This window comes from Bradyrhizobium sp. CCBAU 11357 (assembly GCF_028128865.1).
GTDB lineage: Bacteria > Pseudomonadota > Alphaproteobacteria > Rhizobiales > Xanthobacteraceae > Bradyrhizobium.
In genome coordinates, this window is the sequence record NZ_LBJW01000077.1 from 1 (window position 1) to 19,870 (window position 19,870).

10 protein-coding genes and 1 pseudogene are annotated in these 19,870 nt (G+C 59.6%); 3 read left to right on the plus strand and 8 right to left on the minus strand.

The window, feature by feature from the left end:
- The first annotated feature begins 1,474 nt into the window (after nucleotides 1-1,474).
- Nucleotides 1,475-2,710 carry a cytochrome P450 gene (locus tag XI05_RS10140; RefSeq protein WP_271501039.1) on the plus strand — a complete coding sequence of 412 codons (1,236 nt, stop codon included), beginning with the start codon at nucleotides 1,475-1,477 and terminating at the stop codon, nucleotides 2,708-2,710.
- 381 nt (nucleotides 2,711-3,091) lie between these two features.
- Here the strand turns inward: XI05_RS10140 and XI05_RS10145 are convergent, their stop codons facing one another.
- The 6 genes and pseudogenes from XI05_RS10145 to XI05_RS10175 form a co-directional block, all read right to left on the minus strand.
- Nucleotides 3,092-3,472, minus strand: coding sequence for a recombinase family protein (locus XI05_RS10145; protein WP_271501041.1), 381 nt, complete (start codon nucleotides 3,470-3,472; stop codon nucleotides 3,092-3,094).
- 380 nt (nucleotides 3,473-3,852) lie between these two features.
- A complete protein-coding gene (locus XI05_RS10150) occupies nucleotides 3,853-5,136 on the minus strand; it encodes a cystathionine gamma-synthase family protein (RefSeq protein ID WP_271501044.1) in 1,284 nt (427 codons plus the stop codon).
- Between the two features lie 764 nt (nucleotides 5,137-5,900).
- Nucleotides 5,901-6,227, minus strand: a complete 327-nt coding sequence (locus XI05_RS10155; protein ID WP_271501047.1) for a hypothetical protein — start codon at nucleotides 6,225-6,227, stop codon at nucleotides 5,901-5,903.
- A pseudogene (locus XI05_RS39740) lies at nucleotides 6,190-7,091 on the minus strand (ATP-binding protein). The gene XI05_RS10155 and the pseudogene XI05_RS39740 overlap by 38 nt, the downstream one beginning before the upstream one ends.
- A gap of 3 nt (nucleotides 7,092-7,094) precedes the next feature.
- Complete coding sequence (locus XI05_RS10170; protein ID WP_271501054.1) at nucleotides 7,095-7,301, minus strand: hypothetical protein; 207 nt, start codon at nucleotides 7,299-7,301, stop codon at nucleotides 7,095-7,097.
- A complete protein-coding gene (locus XI05_RS10175; RefSeq protein ID WP_271501057.1) occupies nucleotides 7,298-7,885 on the minus strand; it encodes a metallophosphoesterase family protein in 588 nt (195 codons plus the stop codon). Before XI05_RS10175 ends, XI05_RS10170 begins: the two co-directional genes overlap by 4 nt.
- A 953-nt stretch (nucleotides 7,886-8,838) precedes the next feature.
- On the opposite strand from XI05_RS10175, the gene XI05_RS10180 reads away from it, so the two are divergent.
- Nucleotides 8,839-11,052, plus strand: a complete 2,214-nt coding sequence (locus tag XI05_RS10180; RefSeq protein ID WP_271501060.1) for a hypothetical protein — start codon at nucleotides 8,839-8,841, stop codon at nucleotides 11,050-11,052.
- Nucleotides 11,053-11,830: 778 nt separating this feature from the next.
- Here XI05_RS10180 and XI05_RS10185 read toward each other — a convergent pair.
- Both XI05_RS10185 and XI05_RS10190 read right to left on the minus strand, forming a co-directional pair.
- Nucleotides 11,831-13,957, minus strand: coding sequence for an NEL-type E3 ubiquitin ligase domain-containing protein (locus tag XI05_RS10185; protein WP_271501061.1), 2,127 nt, complete (start codon nucleotides 13,955-13,957; stop codon nucleotides 11,831-11,833).
- A 1,567-nt stretch (nucleotides 13,958-15,524) separates the two neighbouring features.
- Nucleotides 15,525-16,850: an MFS transporter gene (locus XI05_RS10190; RefSeq protein ID WP_271501062.1), complete on the minus strand. Its 1,326-nt coding sequence runs from the start codon at nucleotides 16,848-16,850 to the stop codon at nucleotides 15,525-15,527.
- Nucleotides 16,851-19,227: 2,377 nt separating this feature from the next.
- Here XI05_RS10190 and XI05_RS10195 point away from each other — a divergent pair.
- Complete coding sequence (locus XI05_RS10195; protein WP_271501064.1) at nucleotides 19,228-19,536, plus strand: hypothetical protein; 309 nt, start codon at nucleotides 19,228-19,230, stop codon at nucleotides 19,534-19,536.
- The last annotated feature ends 334 nt before the right edge of the window (nucleotides 19,537-19,870 follow it).

A 19,870-nucleotide genomic window follows, 5' to 3' on the forward strand; every position in this document is an offset into this window, starting at 1 on the left:
AAAGCTCCTTCATTCTAGAAGAAGCCGTCAATCCTGAAAGTGCGAAAGACTCTGTACGTTATCCTTGAGGCATCCAGTTGCGTTGTGAAAACCAGCGCCGCAACTGCCACCGTGAAGCCCTTGAACATTGGGCCTCTCCTGAAAGAGACCGCCAACCGGGCGTGTCGAAAAATTAGATGTTCTCAGATTGGCTGCCGCCAATGGCGAACGAATATGGAAATGGTGACAGTGAGTGGTAGCTACTCTCTTAAGGGGTGCGGTGGACAGGTACCCCGAAGCCGCTAGACCCGGTACCGGATGACCCACTCACGATTTCGAACCGGCGGACTGAAAAGAAGATAGGGCTGCATGATGCTTGACGCCACGTAGCGGACCAAACGGAGACCGCGTTCCGTATACGCGATCGGGCCATACGCTGTGTGAATGAAAGAAGCCGCCAATTGAGATGGCCTCTTGTCGCATGAGAAAATTGCGCTGCTCAGAACGACAAGAGCGCTATCGCTGCGAGCACCGTGTTGAGGGCGCCAATGGCGATGATGGCCGCCGTAACGATCCGGTCATGGCTCATCACTTCCTCCACTATTAAAGAGAGGATAACCTAACACATCTATCTAGGCGGGAAAAGGTCTCGACTTGATCATGGGGCGGGAGATCTCAGCGTATCGGCGCATTTTAGCGCCGATCTCACACTGACGTGCTGTTCGCACATTTGCCTCGGGCGGGCTGCCCCAGGTTTTGCTGCTCGACCTTGTCGCGAAGGCGTTTGGCTTCGGCGACTAGTCGGGACGGCGCTCCGTCCTGCGCGGTTGCTCCGATTTGCCCCGCCTCCCGCGTTCCCCGACCGAAACGGTTTCTGCAGCGTTTCCGTGCAAGGCTTCAGCCTCCATTTTCCAGTGTCCGAGCCTTCCAGAGGCCGGACACCGCATCAGGTTTGAAGCCTCACCGGCGCTCAACTTGCAGACCTGCGGACCTTACCTGCACCTGCTCGCGTCCGCATTTCAGAGCCTCCTCGCACCTCCCTCTTTCTCAGGTTACCCCACAGGACACCCCAATTCGGGAACTACTATCCAAGCGATGGAAAGATTGCCGCCTCCAGCTTCGCCCCTTGGGGTGCCTCGGCCAAGATCACCAGATGGGCGGCAGACTGCCGAGCCGCCTCAATCGGTCTCCCTGGGCTCGAAACGACAGTGAGAGGTCGCAAAAAGGCTGGCTAGCTTGGGAGTGTGTATTCGATTGGATGTTGGCTTCCGCGCAGCCCTCGTCCAACTCGTGGTGACAGCTCTCACTGATTGAGTAGATCGGGTCGGAAAGTCAATGCGATCCTTACTGCCCGACATGGTAGGGCTAGGCCAGCCGCGCTTTGAGATAGTCTGGTCGGGCGGCCCGTCGCAGCCAAACGCTCACGGCAGCTCGAAACGGTGAATCGTGACCCTAGATCTGTAACCTCTCGGGAGCAAAATCTGCGGAGATGATCATGAGCAGGCGATCAGAAGATCATGAAGCAGATGACATTATCCCGCTGAGCGAGTTGGATGTAAGCGAAGGCAGGCGCTTTCAAGACGACAGCATATGGGGTTTCTTTGACCGGCTGCGAAGAGAAGATCCCGTTCACTACTGCAAAGACAGCCCTCATGGTCCATATTGGTCCGTGACGAAGTATCGGGACATCGTAGCGGTAGACACAAACCACAAAGCATTCTCATCAGAGCAAGGTGTCACTATTGTCGACGTGCCTGATAAGCACTGGACCCAGAGTTTCATCAAGATGGGGCCTCCCAAGCACACCGAGCAGCGCAATACCGTGAGCCCGATCGTCGGACCGGAAAGCCTGACGAAGCTCGAAACCTTGATACGCTCTCGGGTCAGGGCGATTCTCGATGGCTTGCCGCGCAATGAAGCCTTCAATTGGGTAGACATGGTCTCGATAGAGTTGACGACGCAAATGCTCGCTACGCTCTTCGACTTTCCATTTGAGGACCGGCGACTACTGACCTATTGGTCAGACGTAGCTGTTACGACTCCAAAAGCAGGCCATGCGATCGACAGCTGGGACCAGCGAAGCACAATCTTATCAGAATGTCTGGACTATTTCACAGGGCTTTGGAACGAGCGCATTAATGCCGAGCCGCGCCTCGACCTGATTTCCTTGATGGCGCATTCGCCCGCCACACGCCATATGAAGCCGAGTGAGTTTCTCGGGAATCTGATTCTGTTGATCGTTGGGGGAAATGATACAACACGCAACTCGATTACCGGTGGCCTCCTGTTCATGAGCCAGTACCCCTCCGAACTGCGAAAACTAGCCGACAATCCCACGCTGGTCTCGAGCGCCGTGTCCGAGATTATCCGATACCAGACACCGATCGCGCATATGCGCCGCACTGCCGCGGTCGACAGCAGCGTAGGCGGAAAACAGATCCGGAAAGGTGACAAGGTCGTCATGTGGTACATCTCCGGCAACAGAGACGAAGAGATCATTGAGAACGCCAACAGTTTCGTGATCGACCGGAAGAATGTACGGCAGCACCTCTCGTTCGGATTCGGAATCCATCGCTGTCTTGGTCGACATCTTGCGGAACTGCAGTTGAGAGTCCTCTGGGAAGAGATTTTGGATGCGAGACTGGAGATCGTGATCGTCGGCGAACCCGAGCGAATTGCATCTAGCTTTGTGCACGGCTATTCGGCTCTCCCCGTGCGGATTGAAGCGTAGGCCCTGGTCGCGCCAGTCCCCGGCCGCCGGTGCGCGGTCGGGGTGGATTGATCTGAACTATCTTGTTCAAGCTGTGCAGATGGCTCGATCAACGCGAAGCATTTGCAATAGGCTACTCATCGACCGGGCAGACGCTTGAAGTCCCCGTGAGAAGCGACATGTCAGGCGCACGTCTCGACTTGCAAACGCCTGAGATGCCGAAAAGGCCTGAACGGCAACTCCGATGCCGCGTCTCCGGGTTGACTTGGATAGCCGGAACCGTGGACGCCGGCATCCTTCCTGCCGGTTAAAAGGCCGCGAACGATCTGAAACATTTAGTAGACCGGCTTAAGAACCGCGCCAGCAATTTCGAAGCCGGTCATGGTTTGAGCCTCGTGATGGTCACCGGTTGACGTTGTAGCTGCGGCCGATCTCGGCCAGGGCCTCGCCAGCTTCTCGGCGGACCAAGGCCTCGCGCTTCTGTTCCGGCGTGAGCTTCGGCGGGCGGCCCATGTGCTGGTCTCGGGCGGTCGCCCTGGCTCTGCCTTCCGCCGTTCGGGTGCGGATCAGGTCGCGCTCCGCGTCGGGCATCCCCGCCATGACGGCCAGCATCATGCGGCCGGTGCTGGTGCCTGTATCGGCCCAAGGCTCCGCGATAGAGGGGAACACGGCGCCGCTATCGTTGATGCGCTGAACAATTGCAAACAGATCGAAGAGAGACCGCACCAAGCGGTCGATGCGAGTGACCGTCACCGCGTCGCCAGGCTCCAACTTGGCAAGCATGCGCTGCAGCTCTTTGCGATCGACGTGGGCACCACCGGCTGTGTCCTTGAAAATCGGATTGCACCCGCTGCCTTCAACTGGGCCAGCTGGCCGTCGAGGGTCTGCCCTGTGGTGCTGACACGGGCGTATCCAATGAGACGATTTTGGGCGCTACCTCGTTCATATCTTTTGTGCATTGTAACAGGCGCACGGGTCGCGCCGTCTCCGAATGGCTCGAAGTCGAGTGAGATTGACGGCCTGCTGGCGATTTCCTGCTGAACGCATCGAGCAAGGGCTATTACGTCTGCCTCGTGCGGCAGCTCTCGTGCGCGCAGAGCAATGAGGTCGCGGCGGCGATCATGTCAGCGTGCCGCGCGTCCAATCCGCGTTGATTCCCGCGCTCAAGCCGCGTTCAGCGCCTGCGCGAGATCGGCGATCAGGTCCGACGGGTTCTCGATGCCGATCGACAGCCGGATCGTGGAATCGAGCACGCCGATTTTTTGGCGGATGTCGGCGGGAACGCCGGAATGGGTCATGGTCGCGGGCAGGCTTGCTAGCGATTCCGTGCCGCCAAGGCTCACTGCCAGCTTGAGAATCTGCAGCGCGTTGAGGAATTTCACCGCCGCCTCCTTGCCGCCGACGATGTCGAACGAGAAAGTCGACCCCGCGCCGAGGCATTGCCGCGCGAACACGCGCCCCGAGAGCGAGCCCTCCTCGTGATGACCGAGGTAATGCACCTTGGCGACCTTCGGGTGATCGCGCAGGAAGTCCGCCACGAGCCGCGCATTCGCATCGGCTTTCTCCATCCGTAGGCTGAGCGTCTCGAGCGAGCGGTTGATCATCCAGCAGGAATGCGGATCGAGCTGGGTGCCGATGGCGCCGCGCAGCGCCTTGATGCCCTTCATGATCGCTTTCGATCCGAGCGCGGCGCCCGCGATCAGGTCGGAATGGCCGCCGACATATTTCGTCAGCGAATACAGCGAAACATCCGCGCCATGCTCGATCGGCCGCTGAAACACCGGCCCGAGCAGCGTGTTGTCGCAGGCGATGATCGGCGTGTGTCCCTGCGCCTTGCCGATGGCATCGGCAATGCGGCGAATCATGGCGACGTCAACGAGGCCGTTGGTCGGATTGGCGGGCGTCTCGATCAGGATCATCGAAACCCGCCCCTTGCGCATCGCCTCTTCCGAGGCCTGCTTGACCGCCGTCTCGTCGATGCCGTCGGCAAAGCCGACGGCGCCGATCGACAGACGCGCGAGCGTGTTCGTCAGCAGGGTCTCCGTCCCGCCATAGAGCGGCTGCGAGTGCAGGATGACATCGCCGGGGCGAACGAAGGCCAGGATCGTGGTTGCGATGGCCGCCATGCCGGATGAGAACAGCGCGCAACTCTCCGTGCGCTCGTAGATCGCGAGCCTGTCCTCGACGATCTCGCTGTTGGGATGATTGAAGCGCGAATAGACCAGGCCCGCGCCCATGCCTTCCGGCGGCTCGCGCCGGCCGGCGACGTAGTCGAAGAAATCCTGCCCGTCCTCGGCAGTCTTGAACACAAACGTGGAGGTCAGGAACACCGGCGGCTTGATGGCGCCCTCCGACAATTGCGGATCATAGCCATAGGTCAGCATCAGGGTTTCCGGATGCAGCATATGATTGCCGATGTGAGTCTTCGACGGGAACGGTTTTACCATGGCTGCCTGGCTGTTCTGATGCTTACCGCGCGTTGCGCGCCTATCGGTGGTAAACGGCGGTGGTCCCGAAATTGACCCCGGCCTTTTTGGAACCCTTGTTTTTCGGCGGTTTTCGCGCAGTTGTGGCATCGGGGAAGAGCGTTCCACTCTCACCGCTACTTGCACGAATTTTAGCCGCTCACCTGAGCAATGCGCCGGTCTCTAAGCCGGCGCTCCGCAGTCCGATGTACAGCGCTACGTCTCATCCGAATTTTCAGCCTCCTCCAGTCAAAGGCTGCTTCACAGCCTGAGGCCGTAATCATTGAGTACCCTACCCCTTAGAGCGCCCTTGATCTCGCGGGCAATTTCCTTACGGACCTCGGCACCTAATTATCGCTTGGCATCCTCGACCACGCAGAATCTGTCCTGCCTCAAAAGGATGCATTCCATACTCCCTTGCCAGGACTGAGTAGACCCAGTCCACGTACGATACGTTGTAACCTCTGAAGCATTTACCTTTCGGTAAGCTGACGAAGAAGCTATCACGAGTCGCGACTCGGAATTGGAAAAGCGGTGATGGTTGCGCCTGCCTGAAGCTGCGCGACCATTTCGGCGCGATCACCGTAAGACAGGGACGTATCCGCGTGGAGGCGCCTGATTTTCTCCTCGCCGTGCCACCGCCCCCTTGGTCTGCGCGGCCGCCCCCTGTCGCTCCCTGAACTGTTAGACTGCCCGCGCCGCACACATCGCGCGCGGCCTCTCGGCGAGGTCTCAACGCTTCAAGTTCAGGCTGATGAGGTATCCCAGCAGATTGTCACCGTAATAGTTGCGCGTCGGGCAATCGGTGCCGGTCTCGACGGCGGCGCGATAGCGGTTGCGGCAGTCGGCAAATTAACCCTTGAAAAAACCCTTTGCAGGATTACTGAAATGGCGCGGTCGACCTCACGAAGTTGCAGCCGCCTCTCGGGAACATCCTTCTCCGCAGTCACATGGCGTGCTCGCAGTTCAGCGAGCCGTTCCATGCGTTCGGCGAGCCGCAGGGCAGCCTCGTTCACCACGATCGACGCGATCTCTTCAGCAAGCCGGCCGACTTCGTCGTTGATGGCGTCCATCTGGACGCCGAGCTCGATCTCCTCCCTCTGCAACCGGGCACCTCACTCGTCCAGCCTTGTGGGGCCTCGGGTACATCCGCAAGCGGAGCGAGGCGCTCGCGGATGCCGCGCAGTGCCACAAGCCGTGGCATTGCGACGAGATGGCGCTGGATCTCGTCAATGCGTCACGAGTGCGGGTGCGTTCGGAGACGGCCTCATCATAATGCGCCTTGGACCGATCCCTAGTTTCAACGAGCCGCCCGTGATCCGAGGCCGGAGGGTCGAATTTCTCCCGCTCTGCCTTCAGCTCCACGAGCCGCGTCTTGAGGTCCACGAGCGCGCCGCTGCGTGCCCGCAATCTGTAGAAGCCATCTGCCTCGCTCCTGAGATCGATGGGCCTTTGGCTGAGATGAGCAAGGCCTGCGCTCGCAGAAAACAGCAATTGTCCGAGATCGCCCTTACTTGCTAGAATGCTTTAGCCACCCTTCTCGAGCGTCTCGTCGTCGAGCGAGAACATGGTGCGATAGGCGTCACGGTCGATGCCCCTCAGTCGCCGCGAATTGCGCTTTCCGGGATAGGGCGATCATCGGCGTCAAGCAGGCTGTTGTGCGGAAGTTTGATGCGCGCGAAGTCCCGCTTTTCGGCACCGAACTCCAGTGTTCCGCCAATCCGCATGGTGGAAAAGGGATGGAAAAAAGCGAACGGACTCTGCGTCGCAATTCCGAACAACAAATCGAGAGGCGCAGTAAAGGCGGTCGATTTGCCAGCCTCGTTCGGTTCGTAGATGACATGTAGGTCCGGCTGATCGGTGGGCCGCTCGCCGAAATCGATACTGTGGTCGGCGAATTTCCCGTACCGGGTAAGGTCGAGGCTGCGCAGGCGCATGTCTTAGCCGCGCTGTCCGGCAGGCTGAAGGCGCGCCATCACGCTTTCCGCTCCGTCACGCCCCATGCGCGTGAGCGCCTCCCGAAACGACACCTCGTCAACCCCGAAGGTGTCGCGGATTTCCGGGGGGAGCTGCGCTCTTATCTCCTCAGCCATGCCAACGAGTTCGTTCTGAAAGGCGTCGGAGGCGAGTATGTCCTCCTCGATCACGCGGTGGAGCTCGAAAAGCGGTCCTCGGATGGCTCCTCCGACCGGTCGGTCGGACGGCAGAGGATCTCCAGCTTCTCAACCCAGCAGGTCCCGATGACCGAGGCCCTGTCGTCCGCCTCCGCCTTCAGCAGATCCGTGTCCCGGCGAATCCGCCAAGCGAACGGAGTTAGTCCCTCTATCCTAACGCGCGCGACGAGATGATCTGAACTAACCCCGCTGCGCTTGGTTTCTAAGGCACGCGATATGGCAGACACTAGTTCGCGCCAGTCTTCTATTCCGTTCGCATCCACCAGAACGCGCTCGAACTGCGAGATGCTGGTGGTGCGCTCTTCGATGTGAATCGAGCGATCATCCTCGATGGTCACAAGCGTCACGGATTTCGGGCCAGCCTCGCTGATGTCCCGGCCCTGCGGCGTGCCCGGCATCACAATGGCCCACGCCCCTTCGACGGCCGAACGCATGTGTACATGGCCGAGCTCCCAATAGCGAAAGCCCGTGGCGGTCAGATCAGCAATGGTGCAGGGAGAATAGAGGTCGTGGCCTAGCGCACCGCCGAGGTTGGGGTGCAACACGCCGATGTTCACCGCCCCCTCGATAGCCGGCTTGTACCTGCCAAGCAGGCTCTCGGGTGCACCGATGAATTGATGCTGAAGATTGTAGCGGGTTGCAGCGAGCCTCCTTAGAGAAGCGATTTGGATATTCCCCGAGTTGATTACCTCAAGGTCCCTGGGGAAAACCGGCAGTAATTTGGCAATTCCTGTGGCCGAAGTTTCTCCTGATACCCTTCGGGGCATCTACCTCATATTCAGATAAGCGCTTCGCCACGTGCATCTGAAGAATATCTGGATCATTGCTGCGAAATAGTGGGAGCTATTCTGGTAGCGGAGCAGACGTGCGGACACCCAATCCGCTGATCGGGGTGACGCTCGGTTGCTCGGTACGCTTGCTGCCACCTTCCTATGAGTGTGATTTGACCGGCCTGGGCGGCGGCCCGGCTCTGGCGAAATATAGTTTGAGGGGAGTTGCGCAACGTTGATTCTGCCCAGTTCGGACGGGCAAAATGTTGTTGCTGATCGCCTCCGGCGTCTCGCCACACCCGTGTATGGCTGGTGACTTGGTAAGCTCTTCGGTCGAAGTCTGTTTACTGGATAGCGGGATGCGTGTCGCGAGCGCAGGTCTGCCGATCGACATACGCTGGCCATTTCTGCTTGGCCAAAAATCGGCCTTCAGGAGGCGAGCGCCCTCCTGGCTTCTCTATAGCGTTTGGGATGACTTGGCCCAGCTCGCGTGCACAGAGCCAAGGCGTTCGGGCTGGGACTATCCCGTGGGTAGGGCAGGTCGGGCGCCGGTCACGTCTCAGCTGATCACACCGGCACTGATGCGCTAGTTCAGCAACACGACCAAGCTGCGATTGAAGTGGAACTCAAGGCGAGATCTTATTTCTTGTGCATCCCGATGAATGCTCTTGGTCAGCTAGTCGTCAGCTAGGCGGCCTATCCAGATAGGCTGCGCACTCTCGACTATTCGGAGATGAACTATGAAAGGTATTGGCCGAGCTGATCCATCACAGGGTGAGGCGGCGGGAGCGGACAGCGCCGGGGAATTGAGCCGTTCGAACCTGGGGCCTGGTCTCTTCCCTGGGGAACGCGGTCAATCCTTCGATGCCGTCCTGGAGCGGATGCGCTCTGGGCCTCAAGACAGAGCTGCGGCTTCAGATGTGGCGGCGCCAACGCGCAATGAGATCAAGGCAGCAAAGCGAAATTTGGACAGCCTGCTTGAGAAGTTTGAAACTTGCCGTCGAGCGGCCACGCAACGCTGCAACTTGGAAGAGGCGCAAGAGCTGATCGATCGAGTGGTCGAAGCAGGCTCGACAGTTCTGGAGTATTACGCGAATCTGCCTGCCAATTTGGCGCGTCGTATCCTGCCCGACGATCAGGCTCGCCGGCTCCGCGACGACACGCTGGATGCAGGCAACCAATGTAACGAGGTGGCCACCCGGATTCTTTACCCACTTGAGAACAAGAGAAAGCAAGCAGAAGCCCTGCTCGACAAGGTCAAAGACACCGCTCCGCCCGACCAGTTGAGCCGCGTCGTTGCGGGCGTCGCGAACCAGTTTGCTGCCTGCATAGACTGGTGGGGAAAGAAAGCGTTGCGGTTCGAGCGGATGCAGTCAGTCTGTGCGGCTACTGCCCACTTGCCAAGCAGCACGCCCGAGATGCGCAAGGCCGAAGAGGCCCAAGTCAGGCTCAATACGGGCTGGGCGCTCAATACCAGATGCATGTATCTGCAATCGCGGATCGCTCTCGCGCAGCTCCTGATTGAGTCGCGAGCGAGCACGTTAGCACCTGACGTGCGAGCCGCCCTCATGGACGAGAGGGGGCGGGTGCGTCTGCTCGGGACCTTTGTTGACGATGTTTTTCCGGCATTTATTTCGACGGGCGACGCCGTTCGCGGAGGAGCGGTGCTCGACGCCGAGCACCGCGCCGTTCTGGAAGGAGTGATGGAGCGGCTTTCGGAATTTGCATCCCAACTGAGGGGCATGCTTGAGCCCCTGAGGGAGGCTGGAACGGAAGCTGACCTTCCTTTGCAGTTGCTTGGCGAGATCGTTGACGGTGCGTGGGTGACGGCGAACGATGTCATGCGGCTGCTGGCATTGCAGCCAAAGGCGGAAGTGACGATTGATCCGCCGGCTTGGGCTGCGCTGCCAGAAAACACTGCGCTGGTGGGTGAAGGCACTCCAGTGCGCAGAAAGGGCAAAGCAAGGCGCGGAGCAGCCGCGGGCGAGGGGAGTTCGACGGCCAGCCCGCCCGCGCCGCAACTGGGAAGGTCCGATGCCGCCGGGGCCGCGACCGGCAAGGTCATCGTGCTCTCGGATCTCGGTACGAAGAAACTCGCCACGCCGGAGGAGGCAGCTGCGTCATCCGCTGCGACCGATCACCTCCAGATGTGGCAGGCTCCGCCCTCCAGGAAGGCACTGCCGGGATTACTTGAGCGATTGGACGAGCTGCTGCAGTTCGATCTGCGGGCTCAGCAAAGCGCCGTCTCGCAAGCGCGCCAGATGAAGCCCGAGGACGCCGAACATGTCCTGAATCGCGTGATCAAGCGCTTGCAGACGCAGTCCTCCGAGATTGAGGCCTGTGTAGTCGCGCTGGAGGAGCCTCGCCGACGGGGCCTGCTCACGGCTGCGCAGGTGCCCGAAGTGCACGAAAAGATAGTCCGGCTTCAAAGGATGGGGTCCGAGGTTCAGGGGCAGGCAAAGTCATTGAGCGCGCGAAAGGCAGCAATCACGAGCGATTGCATGAAGACCTATGCGTTTCCATCGCAGAAATACCTTGCACAGTTACGGGCAGCGGGGGAACTGGCGTCAGTGGATCCACCTCGCGCCTTGAAGGGAGAGCCAGGGACGCTGTTCGAAATCAAGCTACAGCCCATGGCGCTGAGCAATGGCGCGACGCCAAGGCCGATGTGGGTACACATCCATACCAAGCGGCCGGTACATGCCTGGCAATTGGCAACGCTGGGCGATCGCGAACTCGCCGCTTGCCACGTGAAGTCTGACGAGCAGCGCGGCTACAATCAGCACTGGCAGAACGCTCGAGCCGCCGAGGGGCACGAGAACGTCGTGATCCACCGCGGCAAGCTCACTCCTGCGTTCTGTAGGTCCTTGTTGAGCACCGCCGCTGGCCAGCCGTGGCAGCCCCTTCCCGACCCGGAGCACGCTTCAGCTCAGATGGCTCGACTGGGGATCTAGTGAGCTGGTTGTCTTGCGCCGGTGAGCCGTTCGGCGTCAGAGTTCATGTCTTTCGGACCGGCTCGGCGGATCGCCTGAGCTGCGCCGAGCCTCGTCGGGGTCCAGCTTACACAGGGATGGAGCCCGGGAGAGAACACTGCTTACGGGAGGGTTATCGGCTGGCGATCCGGAGGATGGTCGGTCGTCGCACAAGCAAGCTGCCATTTCCTGCGGTGGCGAACTTCGGCGCTCAGGCGAGAAGCTGGGCCGCTGACGATTGCAGGCGTGAAAGATACCTGATGCCGGCGGCGATACGCCCGGATGTCACAGTGCTTTCACCTGCCTGCCCGCGGCGAACTGGCGCGCAAACTCTGCCCGCGAGCTTCAACCGACCGCGGATGGTCTGGATGTACGGGAGCTGAGCGTCCCGGCCGCTTTGACGAATCAAATCGGGCGGCGCACAACAACGCGGCCTATTTGCTGCTCTTGCATTAGGCTACGACGGCCCCAGCATCGCGCCTCCTTGGCCCCCAAAAGATGCTGGGGCTTGTCGTTGTTCATTGAGCGCTCGAGTAAGTCGGAGCTTCTTCGTTTCAACTGCAATGGCGCCGAGGGGCGCGGAGGCAATTTCAGTAGACCGGCGTATGGTCAGTCATTTCCCTGCTTTTTCAGTCGCCCACGAGCTTAGCAACGTTGGCATCGGCGGAAGAGCAGGCTCGGTCGCTCGATCAGCTTTGGGGAATTGAGTGATGGCCACGAGCTCACGACCGCAATCGGTATGACGGATCTGCCCGATCTCTTACAGCTCGATGCCGTGCACCCTAAGCACCCGGTGCATCACCTCGATTTTGATCTCGCGGGCGATCTCGTTGACGATTTGAGGTCCGATTATCCGCTCGGCGTCAGCATCGCCCGCAAGACTAACTTCGGCGAGCCGTTGGTTCAGCCGAATTTGAAACTCCTCGCCCATCGCATCGATGAGCCGATCGTCCATTGCTGCGTGCTCTTCGGGGGCAATGCGCCTCAGCACCGTTTCCCAAGGTTGCCAGCGCGTCGCTAGATAGTCCGCAAAACCTATCGTTTCCTGCTGCCGCACCGTTGCCAGGGCCCTCTCAACGTCGTCGCGGGTGACGCCAGAGACGGAAAAAAAGCGCATGTCGGGGGCGACGTGTCGCAGCTCCAGTGGATCGCGCAATTGGGTCTGGTAGGCGAGATAGACTTCGGTCTCGTCGACCGGTCTGGAGTGACGAAGGACATTGACCTCCTGGCGCGCTATTCCGTCTAGCGCCTCCAACCGGAACATGACGCGGGCATGCTGGAGCAACTCGGCGAGCCGATCGTCGTACAGGCCGTCCTCGATGTCGGCGTTCAGACGTGCAGTCTGCATCCCGTTCCAGGCCAAAGTGATCCGATCCTGACAGCTCGCGCATGCATCGGAGGCCAACTGGAAAAACAACTCCCGCAGTCGAGGCCTCGCTGATGCCTGACGCAGATCCTCGACCACGGCCTGCCGGAATTCGCTATTGCCGTAGTTCACGGTGCCGGCAAGCCGGTCGAGGAAACGAGCGTAGTCCTGTACGCCAGGTTCGTCGGCGAAGCTTTGCCATGTTGCGATCATGGCTCGGTCCTGCCCAAACCAGTCTGCGACAACCTCGTGCAGCGGGCGGGGCGTAGGTTCCATTGCGTCTTCGCTCAAGGAGAAAAGGACTCGCGGGCCGGCATAGTCCGCAGCACTCGTCGCTCTCAATAGATTGCTCTGAACCCGCTCCTGCAGCGGATTGTCAGTCAAATCGAGGGCCGCATCGCTGGCTAGTTGCAGAAGGCTCGCCGGTACGTCGGTCAGCCGATTATTGCTGACATCAAGTACTTCGAGGGGAGCGGGGAGCTCCGGTAGCCGGACCAGTTGATTGTCGCTGGCCGTTAACAATTCGATCGCCGACGGGAGCGGATCAGGCAGTTCGGTCAGCTGATTGGAATCGAGAACCAGGCTTTCAATGCTGGCTGGAAGATCGGGCAGGCTGGTAAGCTGGTTGCTTGGCGCGGCAAGATCCCTGAGCGTTGACGGAAGCGCGGGCAGACTGGCCAGTTGATTGTCACCGACGTCCAGGTTCTGAAGCCCGGCTGGAAGGTCAGGCAAGCTGGTCAGCTGGTTGCTTGCAGCATGGAGCTCCTCAACCGTTGCTGGAAGAGCGGGCAGAATGGTCAATTGATTATTATCGACGACCAGGCTCCGCAGCCCGGCTGGAAGGTCAGGCAAGCTGGTCAGCTGGTTGCTGGCAGCGTAGAGTTCCTCAAGCGTTGCTGGAAGAGCGGGCAGAATGGTCAATTGATTATTATCGACGACCAGGCTCCGCAGCCGGGCTGGAAGCGCAGGCAAGCTGGTCAGGTGGTTGCTGTAGGCGCTGAGTTCCCGAAGGGTTGCCGGAAGGGCGGGCAGACTTGTCAGTGAGTTTTCGCCGATGATCAGGGACCGAAGCCGGGATGGCAGGTCGGCCGGCAGGCTGGTCAGCAGATTGCGAGCTGCATTGAGCACGCGGAGCCCGTCAGGAAGTGCGGGCAAGCTCGCCAATTGATTGTCTCTCGCGTTAAAGACGTGAAGCTCGGGCGGGAGGGCGGTGGGCAATGCGGTCAAGGAGAGGGAGGAGAGATTTAGCGCCGCACTACCATTCTCCGGCAAAGCTCTCGTTTGAGTAATGGCGGTTTGGCGGTTTCCGTCTTCGTCCTGCCCCTCATCAGCTGCCCGCGCGTTCACAACGTGGTCCTGCGGCCCTGCCGCAGTGGGAGTGGAGGGCCGCGCGTCCGTCAAAGCCTCGTCCCAACGCGCCGCAACGGGAGTGCCGAGTTCTGAGGCCTCGGATTGGGACGCTTCGGACCCGGAAACTGAGAAAAAGTCGTCGCCGTCAAGCTGCGTTCGATCTGTATTCATTGTTTGTCGCCCCCATGGCAAAATGAAGCAAATGCGCTGGAGCGCCGCTTCCATAAAGCCGGTCTTTCATTGTGAGGATATCCAAGAAGAAGCGGGCAATCATGGCGCGCGGCCCAACTTGGAGGGCCAAACATGCCGGCCGGTCCGGCTCACCAAAGACGGCGAGATGTGCGCACCAATCTAATTCTCTTAAGGCTCGCCATCTGGAGGGGGATCGGCTGCTTCTCCTCTTCCAGGTTGAGCTGATCAGGGTCTTGTCTGGTTGGAGCTGTTGTCGACCTAGGACACTGAGCTGTCGAGAAGCTGACTAGTCTCATCGCTAGAGAAAAGTCCGGGCGCTTGCAGCTGTGCTAGACGCCTACTGCCAATGCTTGAGAAGAGTTCAGCGGAGATGTGGTCATCGTCACCCTCGCCTCTTCGCTCCTCGCCTGACTAGTCTTACAGGATCGGGAAAGGGCCTGCGTCGACGCATATCGCGGCCGATGGCGCGTTCTGGCCCGGAATGTCGTCGCGCCCGGTGCCTAAAATGCGCCGCGGTCGACTGCGTCGAAGCGTTGCCTTGTGGCCTGCAGCGCAGCCGAACCAGAGAATTGGTAAGCGGCTTTCGCGGTCCTCTCTCTTGGTGATGAACAATTACGCGACCAATTGTGACGCAAGTGCGCTCGGACACATGTGTCGACACCATGCAACCGACTGTGACCTGATCCGGACGATACGAGCCAGATTCAACAACACTCTCTTGTCGGGTGCTCCCGGAAATGCACGGACGCAGGCACGTCGAGCGTTCGATCATAAAGCGGGTCTGCAGGTGCCGAGCGAGTAGACAGATCGATACGGTGATGCCCGAACTCATCCGTTCGGTCGATAGATCTGATCGAGAAAATCAATTTTACGATTTGGAGCGTCGTCATATAGACCGTCGAGAGCGGCTGGGGCTAACCTAAGGAAGCGATGTCTCGAATGAAAAAATCTGTGTTAGTGACCGCGAGCGCACTCGCGCTTGCAACGGCGGTGGTGCCTCCTTTTGCTGCAAAAGTTGCCGCGCAGCCGGTTGCGGCAAGTGCTCCGGTAGCCGATACATCATATCCTGAGTGCGTGGATGACCCGTTAAATGGTATCTGTGATTTGTTCTTCTGCTTGACCGATCCCTCGTGCGTTCGGCACTGACAACGGGAAACATGTCAAGCAGAGAATGAGGATCGAGCCTCGTGCGGCCGCTGTTCCGACAGCGGTCGCATCCTCATGCCGTACGGTTGCGCTGGCAGATGGTACAAGCCGCGCCTATTAGTTCTTTAGATGACCAGAGTGACGCCTCCCTTACACACTTGGTGAAGTCCGCGAATCCGCAAGTGTCGCATCGGCGAAGATTACGGCACAAGATATTTCAGACGGCGACGGTGGGTTCCGACAGGAGCCCCTGCTCAATGTAAAGCTGCTCCAATCTTCAGAATAGATTGCTTTTCCGTGCTATGCTCCGATAGCCGTCCCGGCCCGATGTTTCGCATTTCGAACATCATAGATGTCATCCTTAGCTGTCCGGGTATGCCTAGGGCAGCGGTCGGTGGCGTTACGGACGTTCGTCTATGGTCGGCACAGAATTGAGTGGCGCCGTTTCCGGCATCATAAGCATGGCACAGAGCGCGGCCGCGCCCGCGAAAAGCATGTACCAGGCGGGCACGAGTGCACTTCCGGTAAGATGGATGAGCCAGGTGACGATCGGTTGAGCTGTGCCTCCAAAAATCGCTATCGCAAAAGCGTAGGTCGTCGCGAAGGCGCCACTACGAATGTGCCTGGGCAAACCTTCGGCCATGCTCACGTAGAAGGCGCTATACGGAATCGTTCCGATCAGGGTGAGCACGCCTAGACCTCCTAGAAGTGCGAAGGCACTGCGGCTCTCTGCAATCCACAAGAATACCGGATAGGTCATGAGCAATGCAGTGACCTGCGGCCATATCATGATACGTCGACGGCCTACGCGATCGGCGAGCAGGCCGCCCAGCAGTGCTGCAGCAATCCCCACCGTGTTGCTGATGAGCGTAGTACCAAATGCGAGAGGCGGGAAAACGCGAAGGGTGTTCAACGCGTAGGTAGTCATATATCCGTTAACATAAGTGGTGATCGTGCAGCCGGCCAAGATGACGAATCCCAGGCTCATGATGCGGCGATCGGGAGGCGATCGCCCCATAGCCTGGGTGACCCGAACCGGCGCCTCAGGGCAGTGCAGCGTTTCGGGCAGGGCGCTCCGCAACCAAAGTCCAAACGGCAACGCAGCGGCGCCGAGCAACAGCGCGATCCGCCATCCGTACGCATTGAGCGCCTCGCTTGTCATGGTGAGCGAGAGTATCTCTCCAACCAATGCTCCGGCCGTCGCAGCTAGCTGTTGACTCGCGGGCTGAAAAGAGACAGCAAGCCCCCGGGCTTCGGTGGGGGCTGCTTCCATCAAGTAGGCGGTCGTCGGACCGACCTCACCTCCGAGAGCAAAGCCCTGCAGCAAGCGTGCGACGATGGCTAGTGACGGAGCGGCAAGTCCTATTGTCTCGTACGATGGCGTGATGGTTAATAGCAGGACAGCGGCGCTCATCATGGCAAAGCTGGCGGTCATCGCCGGGCGGCGGCCGGCCCGATCCGAATACGAGCCGAGCACGATGGCCCCAATCGGCCTGGTCACAAAACCTGCGCCGAAGGTTCCGAGTGACAGCATGAGGCTGGCGAACTGGTCAGTTGCCGGGAAGAACGCCTGGCCGATCTGTATTGCGAAAAAGCTATACGTCCCGAAGTCGTAGAATTCGAGAATATTGCCGATGGTTGCGCCGAACACCGCGCGGCGTGTCAAGCGTCCGTCTACGGGACCGAGCAGGGGCTCCGGCCTCTCTCGAGTAAATTGCCTCGCCATCCCTCGACCTAATCTGGAGCGCGATGCCTGGCCCGAACCTTTCGACCAGACGCGCAAAGTTGCATTCCATTTGCCCGAGCTCGTCCTCACGGCCACCGCCTATCCACGTGTAAGCTGAAGCGCGTAACGGCGAAACTCATGGTAACGTCTGCAATAAAAATGCCCGCCTTTCGCGACCCACTTAATCCTTGTCTGATCGCTGGCCTTGACGGCACGACAAGTATGAAAGCCTGCTGCAGTTGTCGGGCGCCGCAGACATTGCGCTGCTGTGGGGAGTTTGCGACAAATTGGCGGACGCCGAACACGATTGGCGACGTCTTGCGCCATTTCAGCCGATTCCAGGTTGCTTTCGCTCCTGAAGCAGTCAGCGTGCAACGCCACTGCCAAACCTAGCTTGCATCATGGGTTCGAAGGATCGGAGGCGGGGACCTCGCGGAATGCCCATCACAGCAGCGGCAGGCGCAGTCCCGGTATCGTCCGCACCGCCGCACCTTCGGCCCGTACGCGGGATGATTGTCGGCTGCTTTGCGTCTGGGCGACTTCGTTCTTCATTCCATCAGGTGAACACGTCACTCCGCGCTTACCGGAATCCCACGTGAGTCCCGCTCTCGTCTGTTCTCGCGCTGGCGCGGCTATCGGCGCCATTCTGGTTAGCGGCCCCGAGCATGGGCGCGAAGCGGCAGCTAGAACGACTGGTCGCGGGCAGCGAGCGAGCTGGACATGTTCGGTGCAAGACTGAGTCTCGCTGCTGTCCGTATCACCTGGACCTCCTAACCAGCTTTACGGCGAAGTGCGCAATGCACGACGCAGACCCGCGCCCCGGTTGCGAGCCCAAGCGGAATGAGACTTGGTTCGGAGATGATCGCATCTCACGTCGCAGATGCGGCCGCGGATTTATCTCCTTCTTCGACCTTTGTCAGCTTCTCGAAAGCCAGCCTCTTTAACATCCGAACTTGGCCTCTCGATGACGAAGCCATGCCCATTCACCAAAATCGCCGACGGCGCACGTCTGGACACAGGAAGATCATGATTTGCTCAGTCAGGTCATGAATGAAGCTGGACCATCATCTGCCGCACCTGAGGAAGCGGTAGATGTCTCATTCGCCGTTTCCACAGAGGTTTTCACATGGTTCGCAAATCGCCCCTGATGTGATGGTTGATAGGCTATTCCACCACGGTCTCTTGCCGGACGCGGACCAGCGGACGATGACTTATGAAATCCTAGGTCACCGCTACACGGCCGGTTTGGATGAGTCCAATCGTGTTCGCCTTGTTCTTAACCCTGCAGAGGACCAAGTGGTTGGGGCTGGCCGGGCGGGGGTACCGGACTTCGGAGCCTTCTTCACGGAGAACCGGCGTTTCGGAACGCCGCTACCACGACAATGGGCGACACCTGCCCTAATGGACAAGCTGCGCCAAGAGGGTTTTATGCCGACCGCAGATAACTCCACCACAATCCTACTTAACGGACTTGCCTACAAAGCCGAATTAGCCGAAGGAGGGTTCGTTAGGCTTACACGGGAGACAACCGGGCTGTGAACCGATCGCGCGGGGCTGGAGGACTGCGATCACTTCGGTTGTCCTTAGCTGAGAGACATTCGCCCCATAGTGGATTGTTCGCGCCGCCAGTGGGTACGCATCCTCGGGCCCACTGGCAGCCCACGAGATGAACGGTCATCCTGGCCGTTTCGTCTCGTGGCGCCGGCCTGTTAATCCCGCCCCCGCCATATTGCCCCGGTATTGCCTCATCTGAGGACGTTAGTTTCGCTTGATCGATGTAGGTCCGGCTAACGTCAGTCCGGGATTGCACCATGCTGCGCAGGATCGGAAGTTACTGGAGTCGCGCGGAATGCCCATCACACGCGGCCAGCGCCACAGCTTTAGCCGTGCCGGATGATCGTCTCGGCTGCTTTGCCTGAGCGATCCCAACAAACTCTGCAGGATGGTGTGGTGCAGGCGGATCTGTTCGGGGAGTTGCTTCGCGAGGCGGCCGAGAATTGCATACGGTCAAACCGGGCTCGGCCGCAAGCCAGCGCTCGAAGTCGGCTGGGTCTGCGCAAGTTGGGGAGCGAAACCGGTGACCTGGAGGGGGTACTCGGAAAACGACGTAGGCCCCGCCGATGCGAGCCTAGATAGCCTTGGCAGACGGGCGAGGTATTCTCAAGGAGCTGGCAGCAAAGGTCGCGTAGCCGCAACCACTGTCGCAAGTGGCTTCGCGTAGCGGTGGTATCGCGTCAGCGTATTTATCGGTCGGGAGTCCGGCCAATTGGCTACCAGATATGGGCGTTGGCAAGCAGTACCTTCGCAGTAGGATCATGGCAAAGAGCGCATGCACATAGGTGTGCGCAAACAGCTTCGAAACGCGGAAAAGAACGCCATGGCGAACATCAATCTCAGCTCCCAATCCATTGCAGGTGCACGCGCCGGACAGCGAGCCATCACCGCCCTGAGAGTCATCAAATGGAGAGTGCTGGCCCCGAGACGTCGAGGTTTCCAGATGACACGCGGAATGAAGCCGATGGCGCGGATGGTCGCAGCAACAAGGCGCGCGCTCGCCATGTACGATCTCGACCGGTGCTGCGCAATCTGGTGGCTCTATCGTATCCATTTCGGATTCACCGGCGGCGTGATTTTGGGGCTCGCCGCGGTCTCGGTTGCCCAGGAGAGATCCCGCTGCGGAATTTAGAAATCGTGCACCGAGCGCATCCCAGCTGGGTCGCAATGGCGCGCGCAATCGGCTTTGAAGCGAATTCCGTCCGGGCCAAGAGATCAAGCTTCTATTAGTGGAACGAGCTTTGGTTCGGGGGCGGCGTTGCGCTCGCCTTGTCCGAGGCGGATGATATGCAATCGTAGCAACCCGGCGTATAGCGTATCGTGATCTCGATATAACCAATCCTCGGCGGCGAAGTTTGCTGATGACAAGTCCTCGGCGCGCAATGTTCGCCGTCAGGACCTGTGAGACAAATTGTAGGATTTTGCGGAGGGAGGATTTCTGGTTCATCGTAGCCACCAGGAGCGAA